The organism is Pontibacter sp. HSC-36F09 (genome assembly GCF_024171605.1).
GTDB lineage: Bacteria > Bacteroidota > Bacteroidia > Cytophagales > Hymenobacteraceae > Pontibacter.
The window spans coordinates 239,885-259,451 of record NZ_JALKAA010000004.1 but is presented as its reverse complement, the minus strand read 5'-3'; the positions used below and the strand labels follow the sequence as shown (position 1 = coordinate 259,451).

The 19,567-nt window shown below is 50.5% G+C and carries 15 protein-coding genes; all 15 read left to right on the top strand.

Annotation, left to right across the window (positions count from 1 at the left end; translation table 11 throughout):
• Positions 1 to 92: 92 nt before the first annotated feature.
• The 15 genes from L1278_RS14055 (at position 93) to L1278_RS13985 (ending at position 19,087) form a co-directional block, all read left to right on the top strand.
• A complete protein-coding gene (locus tag L1278_RS14055; RefSeq protein ID WP_253405480.1) occupies positions 93 to 1,559 on the top strand; it encodes a TolC family protein in 1,467 nt (488 codons plus the stop codon).
• A gap of 151 nt (positions 1,560 to 1,710) precedes the next feature.
• On the top strand, positions 1,711 to 2,415 hold the full coding sequence (locus L1278_RS14050) for an ABC transporter ATP-binding protein (RefSeq protein WP_253405477.1): 705 nt from the start codon (positions 1,711 to 1,713) through the stop codon (positions 2,413 to 2,415).
• 2 nt (positions 2,416 to 2,417) lie between these two features.
• Positions 2,418 to 3,659: an ABC transporter permease gene (locus L1278_RS14045; protein WP_253405475.1), complete on the top strand. Its 1,242-nt coding sequence runs from the start codon at positions 2,418 to 2,420 to the stop codon at positions 3,657 to 3,659.
• A complete protein-coding gene (locus tag L1278_RS14040; protein ID WP_253405474.1) occupies positions 3,656 to 4,834 on the top strand; it encodes an ABC transporter permease in 1,179 nt (392 codons plus the stop codon). Before L1278_RS14045 ends, L1278_RS14040 begins: the two co-directional genes overlap by 4 nt.
• A 54-nt stretch (positions 4,835 to 4,888) precedes the next feature.
• On the top strand, positions 4,889 to 6,268 hold the full coding sequence (locus tag L1278_RS14035) for a sigma-54 dependent transcriptional regulator (RefSeq protein WP_253405472.1): 1,380 nt from the start codon (positions 4,889 to 4,891) through the stop codon (positions 6,266 to 6,268).
• On the top strand, positions 6,252 to 7,568 hold the full coding sequence (locus L1278_RS14030) for a PAS domain-containing sensor histidine kinase (RefSeq protein WP_253405470.1): 1,317 nt from the start codon (positions 6,252 to 6,254) through the stop codon (positions 7,566 to 7,568). Before L1278_RS14035 ends, L1278_RS14030 begins: the two co-directional genes overlap by 17 nt.
• Before the next feature lie 172 nt (positions 7,569 to 7,740).
• Positions 7,741 to 7,953: a hypothetical protein gene (locus L1278_RS14025; RefSeq protein ID WP_253405469.1), complete on the top strand. Its 213-nt coding sequence runs from the start codon at positions 7,741 to 7,743 to the stop codon at positions 7,951 to 7,953.
• Between the two features lie 553 nt (positions 7,954 to 8,506).
• Positions 8,507 to 9,205: a polysaccharide biosynthesis/export family protein gene (locus L1278_RS14020; RefSeq protein ID WP_253405467.1), complete on the top strand. Its 699-nt coding sequence runs from the start codon at positions 8,507 to 8,509 to the stop codon at positions 9,203 to 9,205.
• Positions 9,206 to 9,210: 5 nt separating this feature from the next.
• Positions 9,211 to 11,583: a polysaccharide biosynthesis tyrosine autokinase gene (locus L1278_RS14015; protein ID WP_253405466.1), complete on the top strand. Its 2,373-nt coding sequence runs from the start codon at positions 9,211 to 9,213 to the stop codon at positions 11,581 to 11,583.
• 104 nt (positions 11,584 to 11,687) lie between these two features.
• The gene (locus L1278_RS14010; RefSeq protein ID WP_253405463.1) at positions 11,688 to 13,223 is read left to right on the top strand and encodes a lipopolysaccharide biosynthesis protein; all 1,536 of its coding nucleotides are present in this window, start codon (positions 11,688 to 11,690) and stop codon (positions 13,221 to 13,223) included.
• Between the two features lie 86 nt (positions 13,224 to 13,309).
• The gene (locus tag L1278_RS14005) at positions 13,310 to 14,500 is read left to right on the top strand and encodes a glycosyltransferase family 4 protein (RefSeq protein ID WP_253405461.1); all 1,191 of its coding nucleotides are present in this window, start codon (positions 13,310 to 13,312) and stop codon (positions 14,498 to 14,500) included.
• Positions 14,501 to 14,552: 52 nt separating this feature from the next.
• Entirely contained in the window at positions 14,553 to 15,854 is a 1,302-nt protein-coding gene (locus tag L1278_RS14000) for an O-antigen ligase (RefSeq protein ID WP_253405459.1), read from the top strand.
• Positions 15,855 to 15,956: 102 nt separating this feature from the next.
• Complete coding sequence (locus tag L1278_RS13995; protein ID WP_253405457.1) at positions 15,957 to 16,853, top strand: nucleotide-diphospho-sugar transferase; 897 nt, start codon at positions 15,957 to 15,959, stop codon at positions 16,851 to 16,853.
• A gap of 101 nt (positions 16,854 to 16,954) precedes the next feature.
• Complete coding sequence (locus tag L1278_RS13990; protein ID WP_253405455.1) at positions 16,955 to 17,794, top strand: glycosyltransferase family 2 protein; 840 nt, start codon at positions 16,955 to 16,957, stop codon at positions 17,792 to 17,794.
• A gap of 9 nt (positions 17,795 to 17,803) precedes the next feature.
• Entirely contained in the window at positions 17,804 to 19,087 is a 1,284-nt protein-coding gene (locus L1278_RS13985; RefSeq protein ID WP_253405453.1) for a glycosyl hydrolase, read from the top strand.
• The last annotated feature ends 480 nt before the right edge of the window (positions 19,088 to 19,567 follow it).

Sequence of the window (19,567 nt, the reverse complement as noted above, 5' to 3'; positions counted from 1 at the left end):
GACAAAGGACAAAAGATGAGAAAAAGAAAAGTCCTATGTCTATTGTCAAGTAGTCCTTAATCAGGAAGAAGTTCTGATTCGCAAATAAAATCATGAAAGAATTATACAAAATTTGTTTGCTGTTTGTTATGCTGCTGCCCTGTCTGCCAGGTATGGCACAGCCTGCTACACGCACTTTGCGTCTGCAGGAAGTGATTGCCCTGGCGCAGGAGCAGTCAGCAACAGCAAGGCAAGCAGAGACCAGCCGCGAGAACAGCTACTGGCAGTGGCGCAGCTTCAAGTCCGATTACAAGCCGCAGCTCAGCCTCACCGGTACCCTTCCCGATTTCAGCCGCACGATTACGCCCGTTACGCAGCCCGACGGTACCACCGATTTCAAACCGGTATCGATCAACAACTCTGAGCTGGGGCTGAGTCTGAGCCAGGTGGTAAGTCCGACCGGTGGACGGGTGTTTGTTACGTCGCTGATGCAGCGCTTCGATGACTTTGACCGCGATCAGACCCGCTACAACGGCAACCCGGCGATTATAGGTATAGAGCAACCCCTGTTTGCTTATAACCAGTTGTCCTGGGCCAAAAAGATAGAGCCGCTCCGTTACCAAGAGTCGCAGAAGGTATACCTGGAAGAGCGCGAAAGCATAGCCGTGAACGCGACCAGACTATACTTTGACCTGCTGCTTGCCCAGACAAACCAGCGCATCGCGAGCCAGAACCAGTCGAGCAACGATACGCTATACCAGATCGCGCAGGAGAAGTACAAGCTTGGTCGCCTCTCTAAAAACGACCTGCTGCAGCTGCGCCTGGCGGTATTGAACGCCGAACTGGCCATGGCACAGGCGGCCCTCGATCAGCAGACCGCAGCGCTTGCCCTTAAAACCTACATCGGAATGAAAGAGACAGACCAACTGGAGCTGATAACGCCCGAAGGTATACCTGCCACAACCGTACTCGCCGAGGTAGCGCTTGCCGAAGCCCGCAAGAACCGGAAAGAAAGCATCAACTTTAGCAGAAGACTGCTGGAGGCCGAAGCACTGATGGCCAAAGCCCACGGCGACAATGGCTTCAATGCCAGTCTGTTTGCCACCTTTGGCCTTACGAACCGCGGCGCCTCCTTCACCGACATCTATACAAGTCCCGAAAACCAGCAGCGGGCCCGCATCGGTTTCAGCATGCCGATCATGGACTGGGGGGGGCAGCGCTCTATTTATAAAGTAGCAGAGCTGAACAAACAGCTGGTGCAGTATACCGTGGACCAGGAAGACGCCAACTTCGAGCAGGCTGTGCTCACGCAAGTGAACCAGTACAACACCCTGAAAGCCCGCATCGCCACCACCGCCGAAGCCGACGCCATTGCAGAAGAGCGTTACGAAATTGCCCGCAACACCTTCCTGATTGGCCGCATCAGCATCACCGACCTCAACATCGCGCTCGCAGAAAAAGACCAGGCCCGCCGCGCCCACATCGCCTCACTAAGCGAGTTCTGGACTGCACACTATATCCTACGATTATTGACGCTTTATGATTTTGAACAACAGCAGGTGATAGAAATGAGCGAATGAGTGATTTAGTGAATGAGTGATTATATATAGGTATGAAGGAAGAGTTGGGGAATTTAAAAATGTACAGCGACCTGCCCGAATCGTGCACCAACAATTTAACCATGCAGCAATTCAACAATTTCATTGACATTAGAAACCAAGGTATAAAACTATGATTACGTTAAAGAACATCGAAAAAGTTTACCAGACCAAGACCATTGAGACGGTAGCGCTGCACAACGTCAACCTGCACATCCCGAAGGGGGAATTCGTGTCGGTGATGGGCCCTTCGGGCTGCGGCAAGTCCACGTTGCTCAATATTATGGGCCTGCTCGATGAGCCAACCAATGGCATTGTGGAAATTGACGGCCTACCTATCAGCAGGTATAAAGACAAAGAACTGGCGCACATCCGCAACCAGAAACTTGGGTTTGTGTTCCAAAGCTATCACCTGATCAACGACCTGAGCGTGCTCGATAACGTGGAGCTTCCGCTGCTATACCGCACCGGCGTGTCTGCTGCCGAAACCCGCCGCCTGGCGCTCACTGCCCTGGAAAAAGTAGGCCTCAGCGCCCGCACCAAGCACTACCCTACCCAGCTTTCCGGTGGGCAGCGCCAACGTGTGGCCATTGCACGTGCACTGATCGGTCAGCCTGAGATCATCCTGGCCGACGAACCGACCGGTAACCTCGACTCCGTGATGGGAGAGGAAATCATGAACATCCTGCTCAACCTCAACCGCCACGACGGCACCACGATTGTGATGGTGACGCACGACGAGAACATGGCCCAGAAGACCGAGCGACTCATCCGCTTCTTTGATGGCCAGCAGGTGTCCGATGCCAAAACCACTGCTTTCGACTATCAAAAGGTATAGCCATGCTGAAAAATTACCTCAAAATAGCTTGGAAGGTGCTCTTGCGGCGCAAGTTCTTCACCTTCATCAGCCTCTTCGGCATCAGCTTCACTCTAATGGTACTGATGGTGGCCACTTCCCTCTTTGATCACACGTTTGGGCCACAGATACCGGAGCGCGACATGGATAAGCTTTTGTTCGTCAATATGATGCGCGAAGAGCATTCCGAGGGCTACTCAAGCAGTGGCCCACCGAGCTACCACTTCCTGGACCGCAACGTGCGCACCCTGCAGACGCCTGAACAAGTATCTATTAACTCCATGTTCTTCCAGGTGAACAGCTACATCAACAACCGCAAACTTGCCCTGGACATCAAGTACACCGACCGGGAGTTCTGGGACATACTGGAGTTTGAGTTCCTGGAAGGAGGCCCCTTCGGACAGCAGGAAGTAGCAGGCGCTAGCCGTGTGGCCGTCATCAATGAGAACACCCGAAACCAGTATTTTGGTGAAGGTGAGGCCGTCGGTAAAACCATAGAAGTAGACCAGGTGAAGTACAAAGTAGTGGGTGTTGTAAAAGATGTGCCCGTGCTGCGCGTGAACTCATACGCTGATGTTTGGGTGCCCATCACGCTCAGAAGCCAGGACTTCAACAAACCTGGGTTTAGGGGGTTATACTTTGCCACTATTAAAGCGCACAGCCCTGATGATGTTCCTAAGATAAAGGATGAGTATGCTGCTATGCTTCAGAAGCTGGAGGATCAGCATGCAGTGAAGGGCTCCAAACTTTCCTCCTTCCCTGACACGATTCTGGAGGCTTTTGCCCGGACCTTCCTGGGAAGAGGAAGAGAGCCCGGTCTGGCGATACTTTACACAATTCTAGCTGGTTTGACATTCCTGTTCATGCTGTTACCTGCCATCAACCTGGTCAGCATCAACATCAGCCGTATCATGGAGCGCTCCTCCGAGATCGGGGTTCGCAAAGCCTTTGGGGCCACCTCATCCACCATCATCGGGCAGTTTATAGTCGAGAACGTCTTCCTGACACTGTTGGGCGGTATACTTGGTTTTGCGCTCTCGGCTGCTGTGCTGAAGCTCATCAACGACAGCGGTGTGATTGTGTATGCCAATCTGGGACTGAACCTGCGGGTGTTCACCTGGGGGCTGTTACTGAGTTTGATTTTTGGATTGATTTCCGGTGTGTACCCTGCCTATAAAATGTCACGCTTAAAAGCCGTAGAGGCACTGAAAGGAGGCTCCAAATGATACGCCATCTGTTTAAATTAATCTGGAACAGGAAGAGAAGCAACTTCCTGCTCATAACCGAGATTTTCTTTTGCTTCCTGGTGCTGTTCGCGGTGCTGAGTCTGATCGTTTACAATGTGCGCAACTACAACAAACCGCTGGGCTTCGAGCATGAGAACGTCTGGCTGCTGTCCATGCGTCCTGACACTGACTCAACTGCGCTTAATCGACAGACCTTAGAGCAGATTATGCAGCGCGCCAAAGGCTTTCAGGAAATTGAGAGCATGGCGCTGACCAACAGCAACGCCCCTTTTGCCTTTAGCCAGATGAATAACCAACTTTCTTATGGAGAGAAAATGATTATGGCCAACGAGTATCTGGTCCAGGACGACTTCGATAAAGTAATGCGGATGCAGGTGAGCCACGGACGCTGGTTTGGGCAACAGGACAATGCCTCCCACCACTACCCTATCGTTATAAACAGGGCAATGCAGCAGCAGCTGTTTGAAGGAGAAGACCCACTGGGTAAATTGTTGCATCGTAATGACTCTTCCAACTACCAGGTGGTAGGTGTGGTGGAGCATTACCGGCCAAGCAGTGAGTATACGGCCGAAGAACCAGGTTTTTTTAACCGTATCCAACTGCCCAGAGATGAAAAAGACTTTTATGGGGAACTCCTGATAAAGGTAAAACCGGGTATGGGCGTGGAGTTTGAGGAGAAAATGGTGAAAGAGCTTTCAGGTATAGGCAAGGGCTGGACCATGGAAGTAACTACCCTGGAAAAAATGCGCCAGAATAAAGCCAAGGTGGCTAAAGTCCCGATGATAGCCCTGACCATTATCTGCGTCTTCCTGATTTTAAACGTGGCGCTTGGTCTGTTCGGAGTGCTCTGGTACAACATCAGTCGTCGCAACAGTGAGATTGGTTTGCGAAGAGCAGTGGGTGCCGCCTCCAGCCAGGTATACCGGCAGTTTATTGGCGAGGTGCTGGTTTTGGCTACTTTTGGCCTGGTGCTGGGCGTGGCATTTGCCATTCAGTTTCCGCTGCTGCAGGTGTTTGAGGTCGAATCGACGGTATACTTAATCGCGCTAGGTATAGCGATAGGGCTTATTTATCTCTTAGCCATTGGCTGCGCCTTCTACCCCAGCCGGCAGGCCGCTGCCATACATCCGGCCATGGCATTGCACGAAGAATAATAAAATATAATTGACAAAAAACTTAATTTAGAGCAGACAAACAGCACGCTGAGCATGATCCTGATAATAGACGACGATGTGGCCGTTCGCGCTTCGTTGAGCATTTTGCTCAAGCAACACGGTTTCAAGACAAAAGAAGTAGCCTCTCCGAAGGAGGCGCTGGAAATGGCGCAGCAGCAGGCCTTGCAACTCGTGATCATGGACATGAATTTCTCCATTGAGACTTCTGGCCATGATGGGCTGGAATTACTGGGGACATTCAAGCAGCGGATGCCGCAACTGCCCGTCATCTTGATCACGGGCTGGGGCTCCATCAGCCTGGCGGTGGAGGGGATGCGGCTCGGTGCAGCGGACTTTATCACCAAACCCTGGAGCAACGACTACCTGCTGCAGGCCGTGCGCACGGCGCTCAGTCTATCGCAACAAGCTCCGGTTAAAGACGAAGCCCTCACCCGCAAAAAGCTCGACCAGCAATACGATTTCAGCAACATTGTGGGACAGGACCCGCAGCTGCTGCAAATCCTGAAGCGGATCGGGCAGATTGCGCCAACCGACGCCTCCGTACTGATTGAAGGCGAAAGCGGTACCGGCAAAGAACTGATCGCGGAGGCTGTGCACCGCAACAGCCTCCGCAAATCCCAGCCATTTGTGAAGGTTAACTTAGGAGGCATCTCATCTAGTCTGTTTGAAAGCGAGATGTTCGGACACAAGCGCGGCGCCTTTACCGACGCCAAAGCCGACCGGGTAGGCCGCTTCGAAATGGCCAACAAGGGCACCATTTTCCTCGATGAGATCGGGGAACTGGACATGAACAGCCAGGTAAAGCTGCTGCGCGTGCTGCAGGACCGCACCTACGAAGTGCTCGGCGACAGTCGCTCCCGCAAGCTCGACATCCGGGTGGTGTGCGCCACCAACCGCAACTTGGAGCAAATGGTAGAGGAGGGCAAGTTCCGCGAAGATCTTTTTTACCGCATCAACCTGATCAAGGTGCGTATACCTTCGCTGCGCGAGCGCCCCGATGATATTCCGCTGCTGGTGCAGTTTTTTGTGGAGAACATGAAAAAGACCTACCACCGTCCGGAGTTGGAACTGAGTCCCAAAGCGCTGCAGTGGCTGAAAGAGCTCCCCTTTCCGGGCAACATTCGGGAGCTAAAAAACCTGGTGGAACGGACCGTTTTGGTAGCCGAAGACAAAGTACTGAGCGCAGAGGACTTCCAGGCGCAGGCGCAGCAAGGCCCCGTAAAGACAGGCGACAAGGCCCTGCCAGCCGTTGGCACCATGACGCTGGACGAGATGGAAGCCTCCATGATCCGAAAATCCATGGCCTATTACCACAACAACATCAGCAAGGTAGCCCGTGCATTGGGGCTGAGCAGGGCCGCTCTCTACCGTCGCCTCGAAAAGTTCGGCATCCCGTATGAAGCTCAGGACTAAGTTTATCTTTTTTGCGGTTTTCATGCATGGCCTTTTGGCGGCTATGGCTTATTTCCTGCTGCAGGAAAACAAGTTGCTGTTTATAGGGATGGAGGTACTGGTACTGATTTCCGTCGTGCTGACTATCAATCTTTACAATGCCTTTTTCAAGCCGCTCAACCTGATCCGGGCAGGTATAGAGTCCATCCGCGACAAAGACTTCTCCACCAAGTTTGTGCAGGTAGGGCAGCCGGAACTGGACGAGCTGGTGGACGTGTACAACCGCATGATTGAGCAGTTGCGACAGGAACGTGTGGCTCAGGCCGAAAAACACTTCCTGCTCGAAAAGATCATTCAGGCCTCTCCTGCTGGCATCATCCTGCTTGACTTCGACAACCGCATCGAAAGTATAAACCCCGCTGCGGAGCGTTTCCTATACCTGTCCAGCCAATCGTTGCAGGGCAGCGACCTGGCGGCACTGCCCAACACCTGGGCGCGGGAACTGACGCAGGTACAGGCAGGTCAGCCCTATACCTTCCGCCTCAACGGCATCCGTACCTTCCGGGCACACCGAGCGCACTTCATCGACCGCGGCTTTCAGCGGGCCTTCATTATGCTGGAAGAACTCACTGAGGCCATCATTAAAAACGAGCGACAGGCTTATGAAAAAGTTATCCGGATGATGTCGCATGAAGTGAACAACTCGACCGGTGCCATCAACTCAATTCTGGACTCGGTGCAGTATTATACCCCACAGATTGACGAGGAGCACCGAGAAGACTTTACCTATGCCCTGCAGGTAGCCATTGACCGGAATGCCAACCTGAGCCGGTTCATGGCTAACTTTGCGGATGTGGTGCGCCTACCCGCCCCCTCCAAAAAGCCGGTGCAGCTGCAGGCCCTGCTCAAACGGCTCGAGCGACTGATGCTGGCACAGCTGGAGCAACGGCAGATTCAGCTAACGATGAAACTCTCTGACACCCCGCTTTGCATTTCTTTGGATGAACAACAAATAGAACAAGCCCTGCTAAACATCCTGAAAAATGCCATGGAAGCCGTGAAATCGGATGGCAACATTTGGGTGGAACTGCAGGAGCAACCGCTCTGCCTAACCATTACCGACAACGGCGAAGGTATACCGGAGCACGTCCGCCCCATGCTCTTTACTCCTTTCTTCAGTACCAAAGAAACCGGACAGGGCATTGGCCTGACCATGATTCGGGAGATCTTACTAAGCCATGGCTTCCAGTTTTCGCTTGAATCTGACAACAAAGGGCTGACCTCTTTCAAAATTCTCCTAACCTCAGAAAACACCAAATAGAACTAATTCATCAAAAAGCTACTCTGGCCCCTACTTTTATTGAATCATTTTGATAATCATCTAAATTTTATTTTGAATGTAACTTCATTTACTAAATTTCGTAATCGCGCGCATACAACCTATGTTATAACCCCCTATATTGGTTCTACCGTTTGTTTATTTACACATTAAGATGGAATACAATATTATAGTAGCCCCTACTCTCGAGACGCTGGCAACAGAGGTTGCCGTATTATTTCCGCAAGGCTGGAAGCTGAAAGGTGGAATTATTGAGCACGCTGACGGATTCTCGCAACAGCTGATACGCAAGGCATCCGATAAACTGAAACAGAGCCAGATGCCCGCGCCCCGTGCCAAACAGCGCCGCACCAAATGGATTGAATAATTAGTATACGATATACCTTACTATCAGTAAGTGAGCCACCTTCTTCGTGCCAAACGCATGGGGAAGGTGGTTCTGCTTTATGGTAGTCCCTTTTTATAACAGCAGCCGTTTCACGTTGCCCCACCTGCCGCGACAACTCCTGTCTCAATATAAAATATATAATTATTCCAACAAATCATTTATGCACGAATATACACGTTGTGCAAATACAGTGTTATCCTGTGTTAATAATTACCGATCTCGAAAAATAGCAACATTCTGATTTAAAGAAACTTGCAATTCAAAACTCTGACTGCCAACATTAAATTCACATAATATTTTTGAAAACAAGCATCTTTTTGTGGCTCCTATAGTATATATGGCTGATACAATTTTTTGGGTACTTCATACCGAAACACAAAAGGCATGCGTACTCATTATCATAAAATCAAAATAAACGTACGAGTATCATCATTCACAACACCCTTATACAAAACACATGAGAAGAGTCGTATACCTCCTGCTCCTAATAATAAGCGCGACCTCGTGCCTAAGCAAAAAAGAGCTTGTATACATGCAAAATGACAACCTGAAAGAGACAGTGGCTACGCCCATGCAGACCACCTATAAGCCTTACCAGCTACAGCCTGCCGATGTGCTCTCTATTAAGGTACAGAGTCTGGAACCAGAAATTTCCAATATCTACAACATCGTACCTCCCTCCAGCGCCTTTGGCTTTGCTGACCCGGGCACCATGTTCCTGAGCGGCTACTCCGTGGACGACGAGGGCAACGTGAACCTCCCGAACGTGGGCAAAGTGAAAGTGTCGGGCCTCACCCTGCAGCAGACACAGGAGCTGATTCAGCGCAACGTGGACCGCTACATCACCAACGCGACCGTAGTGGTAAAGCTCATTAACTTCCGGGTAAGCGTGCTGGGTGAAGTGAACCGCCCGGGCCAGTACTTTGTGTACAACGAGCGCGCTACACTCTTCGATGCGCTGGGTATGGCGGGAGACCTGACCCGCAGTGCCGCCCGCGAGAACGTGAAGCTGGTGCGCCAGACGCCCGGTGGTTCCGAAGTAGTCCTACTCGACCTGAAAGACCCGAATATCGTACAATCCAAATACTACTTCATGCAGCCTAACGATGTGCTGTACGTAGAGCCGTCCGTTGCGCAGGTGAAGCGTGACAACCTGGTGTCGCTTAATGTGATTACCATAGCCCTGGGTGTTATCTCTACGGCGGCAGTTATCCTGAATTACTTTAAATAGTACCCATGAAACGAAAAAACACAGCGCACGAAATAGACTTAAGAAGCTGGCTGTTCAAGTTCCGGACCAGATGGTATCTGTTCCTGGCTTTTGTGATGGTAGCCATGGCAGGAGCCTATGTCTATGTCAAAAGCTCTACCCGCGTCTACGCGTTTAAATCCACCCTTCTTTTGGGTGATCAGCATACCGGTTCTAAAAAGGCACAGGAGCTTCTCAACCTGCTCGATGTGCAGAACAAGGGCATTAAGGTGGAGGATGAGATCGGCATTCTGACCTCAGCCGACATGATTCGCAGTACCTTAAAGCAGCTCGACTTTTCGGTATCTTACTACAAAGTGCCCGACCACTGGCTGAATACCGGCCTGGACCTTATTAAAGAGGAACAGTATGACAACGCTCCGTTCATCGTACAACTTGACACCAGTTCGCTCCAGATCGTGGACATTCCGCTGGAGGTGCGCGTGCTCAATGACAAAGAGTACGAGCTGACTGTGAAAGCCCAAACCCCTCCCCTGTATGATTACACGACGCATACTGTGAAGCAAATCGTACCGGAGGTGAATTTCACTAAAGTGCTGGAATTCGGCAAGCCTTATAAGGACAAAAACTTTAGCTTTACGATAAAGCGCGCCAATCCTGACGACAAGATTGACGCCAAAAAGCACTATTTCGTACTTAACAGCCTGGAAAGCCTGGTAGCCCAGTACGCTGGCAGCCTACACATTAAGCCAATTGAGCGCGAGGCGCGGGTACTGGAACTGAGCACCAAAGGCACCATACCTGAAAAGGAAATGCTCTTCCTGAACACACTGATGAGCACCTACGTGGCCCGTGACCTGGACGAGAAAAACATGAACGGTCAGAAAACGCTCGAGTTTATCGACGAGCAGATCTCCGGCCTGACCGACTCGCTCCGCCAGAGCAAGCAGGCGCTTTCGTCTTTCCGTTCGGCTAACCGCATTGCCAACATCGATGTGCAGTCTAACATCAGCTACGAGAAACTCGCGCAGCTAGAAATGGAGAAGTCGAAGTTAAGCACCGAGAAGCAGTATTACGTGACGGTACTCGACCAGATTGAGGATGACGAGAGTTTTACACAGGCAGTGTCTCCTGCAGTGGCGGGTGTACAGAACCCGAACCTGGCGAACCTGTTCACGGAGTTGTCTCGCCTGAACCAACAGCGCGCCTCTTATAGCGTGAGTGCCACAGCAGACAACCCGAGAATTAAGGTAATTGACAGTGAGATCAAAAGCACGCGCAATGCCATTATAGCGAACATCAAAAACCTGATCCGCTCTACCGATATTTCTATTGCCAACGCCGACAAGCGCATTGGCCAGCTCGAAACAGGTATAGCGAAAGTGCCGGAGCACGAGCGCCGCCTGATGGACCTGCAGAACCAGGCCGACTTCGTGAATAAGAAGTATGACTTCCTGCTCGAGAAGCGTGCCGAGGCTGCCATTGCCCTGGCGACCAACACCACCGATAAAAAGATAGTGGACAAAGCTGCCATGTGGGGTTCTGGTCCGGTGAACGTGAAGCCGAAGATGATCTTTATGCTGGCCCTCGTCCTGGGTCTGATCATACCTGCCGTGCTTATTGTTCTGATGGACAACGTGGACAACACCATACAGGGCAAAAACGACCTGAACAACGTAACCAACATTCCGTTCCTGGGTGTGATTGCGCATGGCACCAAGGCTGACAAGCTGGCAGTTAAAAACAACCCGCGCTCTGCCATTGCCGAGTCGTTCCGATCGATCCGCATCAACCTACAGTACCTGATGTCTGAAACCAACTTTAAAGTATTGGGCGTGACGTCATCGGTATCGGGCGAGGGCAAGACGTTTACCTCGGTTAACCTGAGCAGCGAGATGGCCATGGCCGGTAAACGCACCATCCTGATTGAGTCGGATATGCGCAAGCCTACCTTTGGCAAGTACTTTAACACGCACAATGCGGCCGGTTTGTCCTCATACCTGAGCCAGGGATTGCCGCTGGAAGAAGTGATCCAGAAGACCGATATCGAGAACCTGGATATCATTTCGTGCGGTCCTATACCTGACAATGCCATTAAGCTGCTGGAGCACAAGCGCATGGCCGAGCTAATCGCCAAACTGAAGGAGCAGTATGAGTACGTAGTGATCGATACACCGCCGATCGGGTTTGTGGCCGAGTACTTTATCCTGATGAAGCACATGGACGTAAACCTGTATGTAGTGAAGCATAAGTACACCAACAAGGACATGCTCACCCAGGTGAACGACCTGTACGCAGCCCGCAAGCTGAAGAACATCTACATGGTGATTAACGACCTGAACTACAACAATACCTACGAGTACGGATACAAGAAAAAGGGCAGCTACTACTACGCGTAGCGCCAGAGCAAGAATTAATTGCGCGCTTGATTAGAAAGGTGCTGTAGGATGCAGATTCCCACAGCACCTTTTTTCAAGCGAAGCACGATTACCTGAACCTATACATGAGTAAAAATTTAGCTTCGAAGGCGGTTAGCGGGTTGAAATGGAGCTCGGCGGGCACCATCGCCAACGCCGTGATGCAGATTGGCTATACCTCCGCTATGGCCCGTCTGCTTGCTCCCGAGGCCTTTGGTCTGGTAGCCCTTTCGGCCGTTATCCTGCGATTCGGTTACTATTTCGCCAATCTGGGCCTCAACCAGGCCATCATCCAGAAAGAAGAGCTCACTTCTGAAAACATTCGGGCAGCCTTTACCTCCTCCGCCCTGCTCGGAGCCATATTTACCGTACTGGCCTGGGTGCTGGCGCCGTATGCAACGCTAATTTTCGATATGCCCGAAGTGGTGCCGATTGTGCGCGTCATGTCGCTGGCCTTTGTGGTGGGAGGCGTGTCTGCCACGGCTACCAGCCTGTTGCAGCGTAACATGCGGTTCAAGGAGCTGAGCATTGTAGAGACAGCCTCGTACGTGATCTCATACCTGGGCGTAGGTATACTGCTGGCCTGGTTGGACTTTGGTGTTTGGAGCTTGGTATATGCCTCGCTGGTACAGCAGGCGCTGGTGGCGATAGGCGCTCATGCCATGGCTCGTCACAATGTGCTGCCGGTCGTGCGCTGGGAGGCGTACAGGGCATTGTTAGCCTATGGTAGCAAAATGTCCGTCATCAGCTTTTTTGAGTTCATCTATACCGAGTTGGCCACGCTGCTGATTGGCCGTGTGTTCGGCGCTTACAAACTGGGTATCTACAACCGGGCCTTTATGCTGGTGAACCTGCCCATGTATAACCTTACGCGTACGGTGTCACGTGTGGTGTTCCCCTCGTTCAGCAAACTGCAAACTGAAACGGAGAAGCTTTCCCGGGTATACCTATCCAGCACCACCCTGCTGGCGACTCTCATTATACCTGTCTGCCTGGGCATTATGGTGGCTGCGCCAGAAATTGTGCACGTGGTGCTGGGCGATCAGTGGCTCGAAGCTATACCTGTGCTGCAGGTGCTCAGCCTGGCCATTCCGCTGAGTTTTGTCACCATGTTTGCCGGCATCGTGTGCGACGCCAAAGCCGTACTCAACTGGAAGATCGTCATCACGATCACGCTGATTGTCGTGATCAGTGGCCTGTTTTTCCTGCTCCGCGACTATGGCCTGGTAGGCTTCGGCTTTGCGCTACTGATCAGTGAGCTGGTTCGCATCGGTATGTACCAGACCCTGATGAAAAAGATCCTGTATCTCTCCTACTGGAAACAGCTGCGCGTATACCTGCCCGGCATCTTGAACGGAGCTGTGGTTGCCATCGTCGTATACCTGGTGAGCAACTTGCTGCGTAACATGGAGTTGCCGCACCTGGTGATCCTGATCTCACAGATGATTGTGGGCGGCTTTATCTTTCTGGCTATGATCCTGCTCTTCCCGCACAGTGCACTCAAAGAGCAGCTGCACATGATCTTTTCCAAACTGGGGGTGCAGGACAACCCAAGCTCCTACTCTGGCCGTATGCTAATGCGGTATAGAAAGAGCCTGACAAAAGAAACTGAGCAGGTATAAACAGGGTATACACACAACAATGACAACACTAGTTAGCCAGCCTTGGCTCGTCTAATGCATACTAATTTACTTTAGAAGAAAACCAAATGACTATAGGAGTAGCTGGGCCCGTTGAATTGCGAATACTTGACTGGGACCTGAAAGATACGAACTTACCCCCGACCAATGCGTTCCCCCTCACCTCGCACTTTATCAACGCTTTGCTTAAAAGAGGTTTTAAAGTAATCGCCTATACCAACTCGACCGAGATAGCGGAGCCGATGGTGTTGGAGAGCGGCAACCTCAAGGTATGTATAAGCCGCCAGAAGCCGCAGCCGGGTCGCCGTTTCTTTCTGTTCGAGGTGGAAGACCTTCGGAAGATGATGGTAGCGCATCCGGCTGATTTCATGAGTGCTTTCTGGAGCTATGAATTTGCCTGGGCCGCCCTGAAAACAGGGAAACCCACCGTGGTGAGCCTGCACGATGTGGCGTTCCAGATCCTGCGCAAAATACCCGACATGTTCCGCCTGGTGCGCTGGATGATCAATTATATCGTCGTGAGCAAGGCGGATTTCCTGCTGGCCAACTCAGCCTATACCTACAACCAGCTTGATAGTAAAACCAAATCCAAAACCAGAGTCATCGACAATTTTTATCCAAGTACACTGGAGCAACGCCTAGCCGCTACTGCCCAAAAGGGAAATTATATCATTACGGTAGCCCAGGGCTTCACACACCGTAAAAATATCGAGACCGGATTGCAGGCCTTTGCCCTGCTGCGCAAGCAGTTTCCGGACCTAGAGTACTACCTGGTGGGGGTCGACTCTGAAGAGGGAGGCCTGGCACAGCAGTATGCGCAGAAACAAAACTTAACAGATGGCGTACGGTTTATGGGCCCGATGCCTTATGACGAGGTGTTCAGGCTGATCCAGAATGCCCAGGTGCTCCTGCACCCTTCCAGGGAAGAGTCATTTGGCATGGTGCTGCTCGAGGCAATGGTGGCCCGTACGCCGACAGTTGGGGGCAAAGACAGTGGCTACATTCCGCATTTGCTCAATTATGGCAAAGCAGGCCTGCTGTGCGACGTGGAATCACCTGACTCGATGGCGGCCGAAGTAGGACGTATTCTTTCGGACCAGGAGCTGTACCAGACGCTCGTAGATGAAGGCTATACCTATGCGGAGGAGAATTTCTCTGAGAAGGTGATCGTGGACCGGCATTTGAAGTACTACAGCGAGATTTTGGGCAAGCCCCTGCAGCCTGCGGTACAGTCCGGTAAGCCAAAGCAGGTTGCCTAAACGGGTTACTGTGAGCCACTTTCCGAAAATGGCTTTAGAATGAAACAACCGTATGAAATTTAACTACAGCTTTATATTCATTATCCCGCTTGCCATGATCCTCATCATGGACAATGCTTTTACGGAGTTGGCATTCCCGCACAACCTGGAAGCGCAGGGCAACATGCTGAACCTTTTGCTGAAAGGTATGGCGGCTGTTTCGTTTGGCTATAGCGCTTTTTACTTTAAGCGCATGTCGCCCGTCATGCGGGTAGCCTACGTACTCACGACGTTGTATGTATTCGCCATGGTGTTCGAGTCGTACTACTTTTATGGCACCCCCATGGTGTACCCACACGTATTCCAGAAGCTGTTTTTATTTTACTTCATTTTCTTTGTCTATACCTTCTACAAGGGCAATTTTCACCTGAAGTTCTCGCATGTAGTCTGGTTTATACTGGGCGGCTTTTGGGTCAGCGTTATCGTGGTGCATCCTGATAAGCTTAGCCTGGGCGCTTTTACCTCACATGAGCGGGGGGTGTACGCCTCTTCCGTATACATGCTGGTGATACCTTTCATGTATTTCCTGAGCAAATACATTTTCCACGGCAAACTTATGAGCCTGTTTATGGCTTTCTTTATACTGGTCTCGATCGTTTTTTTCCAGCACCGGACCGTGTGGATATCTACTGCCATCATACTGGTTGTGTATTACCTCCTGATCAGGTTTAAGTCCGGCCTATCGATCAACTTCGCTGCGAAATTCATGCCCATCGGTATCGTGCTATTGATCGCAGGTATTGCCAGCAGTGCCTTCCTGTTCTCGACCAACCCGGAGATTATTACCAAAATACAGGACAGTTTCTCGGATATAGAGAACTTCGACTCGCAGGGCACGGGGGGCTGGCGCTACATACAGTGGATGTCGTACCTACCCTTCATTCAGGATAACTGGCTGGTAGGGATGCGCTTCGAAGGCTTTGAGCTGCCCATCCAGTTCTGGCGCGACGATACCAACGAGCCCGTGTTCGACGATGGCCAGGGGCACCACTTCCACAGCTTCTATGTAGACATTTTGTTCTACACCGGCTTTGTCGGACTCGCCATTTACTGCATCATGCCTATTTACGCCATCGTGAAAGGCCTGCGCTCGAAAGCCATGACCGTAAACCAGATCATCCTGATCGCCTTTATCAGCACAGGCTTTGCCTACGGTTTCTCATATGTACTGCCCGTGTTTTATTATGCCGTGCTGGGCTGGGCCATCGTTTACATGGAAGAAGATGGCGTGGAGCGAACCAGTTACCTGCGCGATTTCGCCTCCCGCTGGAAGGCGAAAACCATTGGGCAGTACCGAAAGCTAACAGCCGCCTGATTACGGTAACTTCTGACGGCAATTTCAGTATACAAAACAGACATATCGTTATACCTTAATATTATGAGTAATTCTATTCCCACGACCCCTTTGCACACACCCGTGCTGTTAATCATATTCAATAGAGCTCATACCACACAACAAGTATTCGACCGTATCCGCCAGGTAAAGCCAGCGCGACTCTATGTAGCCGCCGATGGCCCGCGACCTGGCGTGGAGACAGATATAGCTAAATGCGCCGAGACCCGGCGCATCGTAGAACAAGTGGACTGGGACTGCGAGGTGAAAACGCTTTTCCAGGAGAAAAACTTAAAGTGTGGTGTGGCACCTGCTACAGCGATCAGCTGGTTCTTTGAGCAAGAAGAGTCCGGCATTATCCTGGAAGACGACTGCGTACCCTCCAAAAGCTTTTTCTGGTTTTGCCAGGAGCTGCTCGAGAAGTATAAGCACGATACGCGCATCATGCACATCAGCGGCAACAACTACCTCAATGGCTGGCGCAGAGACAATGATTACTCCTACTACTTCTCAAACAAAGTGAACGCCTGGGGCTGGGCTACCTGGCGCAGGGCCTGGCAGCTGTTTGACTTTAACCTGAAAGCCTACCCAGAGTTGAAAGAAAAAGGCTACCTGAAAGGTCTGTTCCTGAACAAGTTTGAAGAAACTTATCGCCTGAGCAAGCTCGAAGAAGCTTTCGCCAGTATCTCGAACGGCGACATTTGGGATTACCAGTGGGAGTTTACGGTATACAGCAATTCAGGGCTTTGTATTGTGCCGGAGGTAAACCTGGTGCGTAACATCGGCTTCGGAGAAGACGCCACGCACACGTTTAACACCCACGATAATAAGGCACAAATCAAGGAAAATGAGATCGCTTTCCCGCTGCGACACCCGCGTTTTGTGGTACGAGACATCGAGTCAGACACCAAGAACTTTAATCACTTGATCAAGGGCAAGGTAAGTTCAAAACTCAAAAGCATCCTGAGTTTTAATTTGTAAAACAATTTATAACAACCTTTCTGATTTTCGTAGATAGTGCTGCTTAGCTGCAACGCTGACAGCATAATCTGCACCTATTATCAGATTCACATTTGAAACATATGATCAGCATCATCATACCTGTATTTAACAGAAAAGAATATACCCGGGAGTGCCTCCTGTCTTTAGGCAAACAAACACACCAGCGTTTTAAAGTGGTTATTGTGGACGATGGCTCTACAGACGGCACAGAAGACATGCTGCGGCAGGAATTTCCGGAAGTGGAAGTACTTAAAGGCAGTGGCAGCCTGTTCTGGACAGCCGGCGTAAACATGGGCATCCGGCATGCCCTGAAGCAAGGCGCTGAGCTTATCATGACCATGAACAACGACGTGATCACGGATGAGCGCCTGATCGAGAAAATGTACTACTGGCATGAGCAAAAGCCAGAAGCCCTTTTGGGAGCGCTCGAACTGGATGCCAATACGCAACAGCCTATCTTTGGGGGGGAGCGCTTAAACTGGCTGCTGAACACCATTGAAGAAGTATTGCCTACCCTGTCGAAAGATGAGCAAAAGGGCCTGCATGCGGTGACCCACCTGCCAGGTAGAGGCTTGCTTATACCTCGTGCAATAATCGAAAAGATAGGACTCTTCGACCAGGACCGCTTCCCGCACTACATCGCAGACTACGACTATACCCATACGGCCAGAAGAGCGGGATTTGAGCTGTACGTTAACTATGATGCCAAGCTGCTCACTTACCCGGAAGAAAGCGGGGAGCGGCAGATTAGGAGCGACAAGAACTTTAAGAACTACTACAAGCACCTGTTCGACCTGAAGGGCGGCGGTAACCTGCGGGACTTTACAAGGTTCACACTGAAGAACTGCCCTGCTCCTTACATCCCGTTTCACCTGGCAAACGGCTATACGCGCAGGCTGTTCGGGTATTTTTTGAAATAACACTCCCTGATGCACCAGGCCTTTGATTTGAAGAAAGGATTTCCATACCTCATAATACTAAGCATTGCTATTCCCCTGGCGGTAGTAGCAATGCTTTTTGCTTATTATTATACCCAGGGGCACCTACCTGGTGCAAAAAGAAGTGCCAAAGCCACAACAGTCGGCTATGATGATCCAATCGTGATCACGAAGAAGGGCACTTACTCCGGCAACTGGGAGTCAAGGGACTCTGAAGTAGCTGCTGTGGAAATTAGAACATCGGAGCCCGTCATTATCGAGAACTCCAACATACGGGGAGCCGGCTACCTGATCAAAAGCTGGGGACATGCGGCCAACATTACCGTTAGAAACACCAGAGGCTACGGCCTTCCCCCCACCCCCTGGATTCTGTATGAGAAGCCCCGGCGTTTTCTGATTGTGAACGATTTCAAGCATGTGGTGGTAGAGAACTGTTACCTGGAGAACACGGCCGGTATCTACATCGGAGACGCCTACAAGGGCAATGGCAGTCCGGACAATACCGTCAAGATTCGTTACAACGTGGCAAAGAACATCGACGGGCGAATTTATGAGGGTTGGTACCGGTCACAGTTTGTACAATTCAATTTCCGAAACCCGATCCAGCATGCCGAAATCGCCTGGAACGAGGTGATCAATGAGCCGAACAATTCGCTTGTGGAGGATAACATCAACCTGTCGAATTCACGCGGCACACCGGCCTCTCCCATCCGCATTCACAACAACTACATCCAAGGAGCCTATCCCTACCCGGCCAATAGTAAGGAATACTCCGGTGGTGGCATTATTGCGGACTCCTGGTATGAGGATGGCATGGACGATCCGAAAGAAGTGGCCACTGCCTATGTTAAGGTATACGACAACCAGACTGTCAACCTCGGCAATTATAATTACGCTATCGCAGGAGGCAACAACATCGAAGTTTTTAATAATCGTGCCGTTAACGCCGCCCGTTTTGAAAATGGTGAGAAGTTTAAGATGTGGACCCAGGGACTGTACGGCTACGACTTCTACAAAAAGAATGCTACTTTCAACAATACATTCCACAACAATGTGATCGGAATTATGGGGCAGGACGGCAGAAATGACAACCATTACTTTCCGGACGGGACAGTGCGTGAGCACAGCAACAAGTTTATACAAGGTGAGATAACAAAACAAAGTGAGCGGGCGGAGTACCATACCTGGCTGACAAAACTGGCGAAAAACAATATCCTCCTTGGCTCCACTTTAGCAGAGCCCTCCAAATCCAAAGAATCAAGCGGCATTCAATAGCTGACAAATCAGCAAGCAGCAAACTGGCTCAGCGAAGGTACAGCCTCCCTTTATACCTTTGGTTTTTGTACTCGCTGATAAGCTGTCACCTCACTCTACCCCCCGAACCCAGATATCCCTAATCTCCTAATTCAAAGGTATAACACCATTTATAATTCGGACACAAAAAACCAGGTTATTGAATATATTATATTTTATATATTCATGCATTGGACTGATTCCGAAGTCGAAAATAGGCTCAGTATTGTATATTTTTAATTAATATTTATTACTTTAATTATAGTAATTAGTGTCAATATTATATTCTTGGTTTTGTATTTTTAAAATTTTTGTAACTTTTTTCAAGTATGCATAAAATCAAAAACCTCGTTAAATAGCCTTTAAACGCTATTTTTTCATCTTATTCAAATTGAAATATCCAAGGTTGCTATAATTTAAATAAGAATAAATCACAAAAGTCTGGTTTTTCTAAAAAATTCC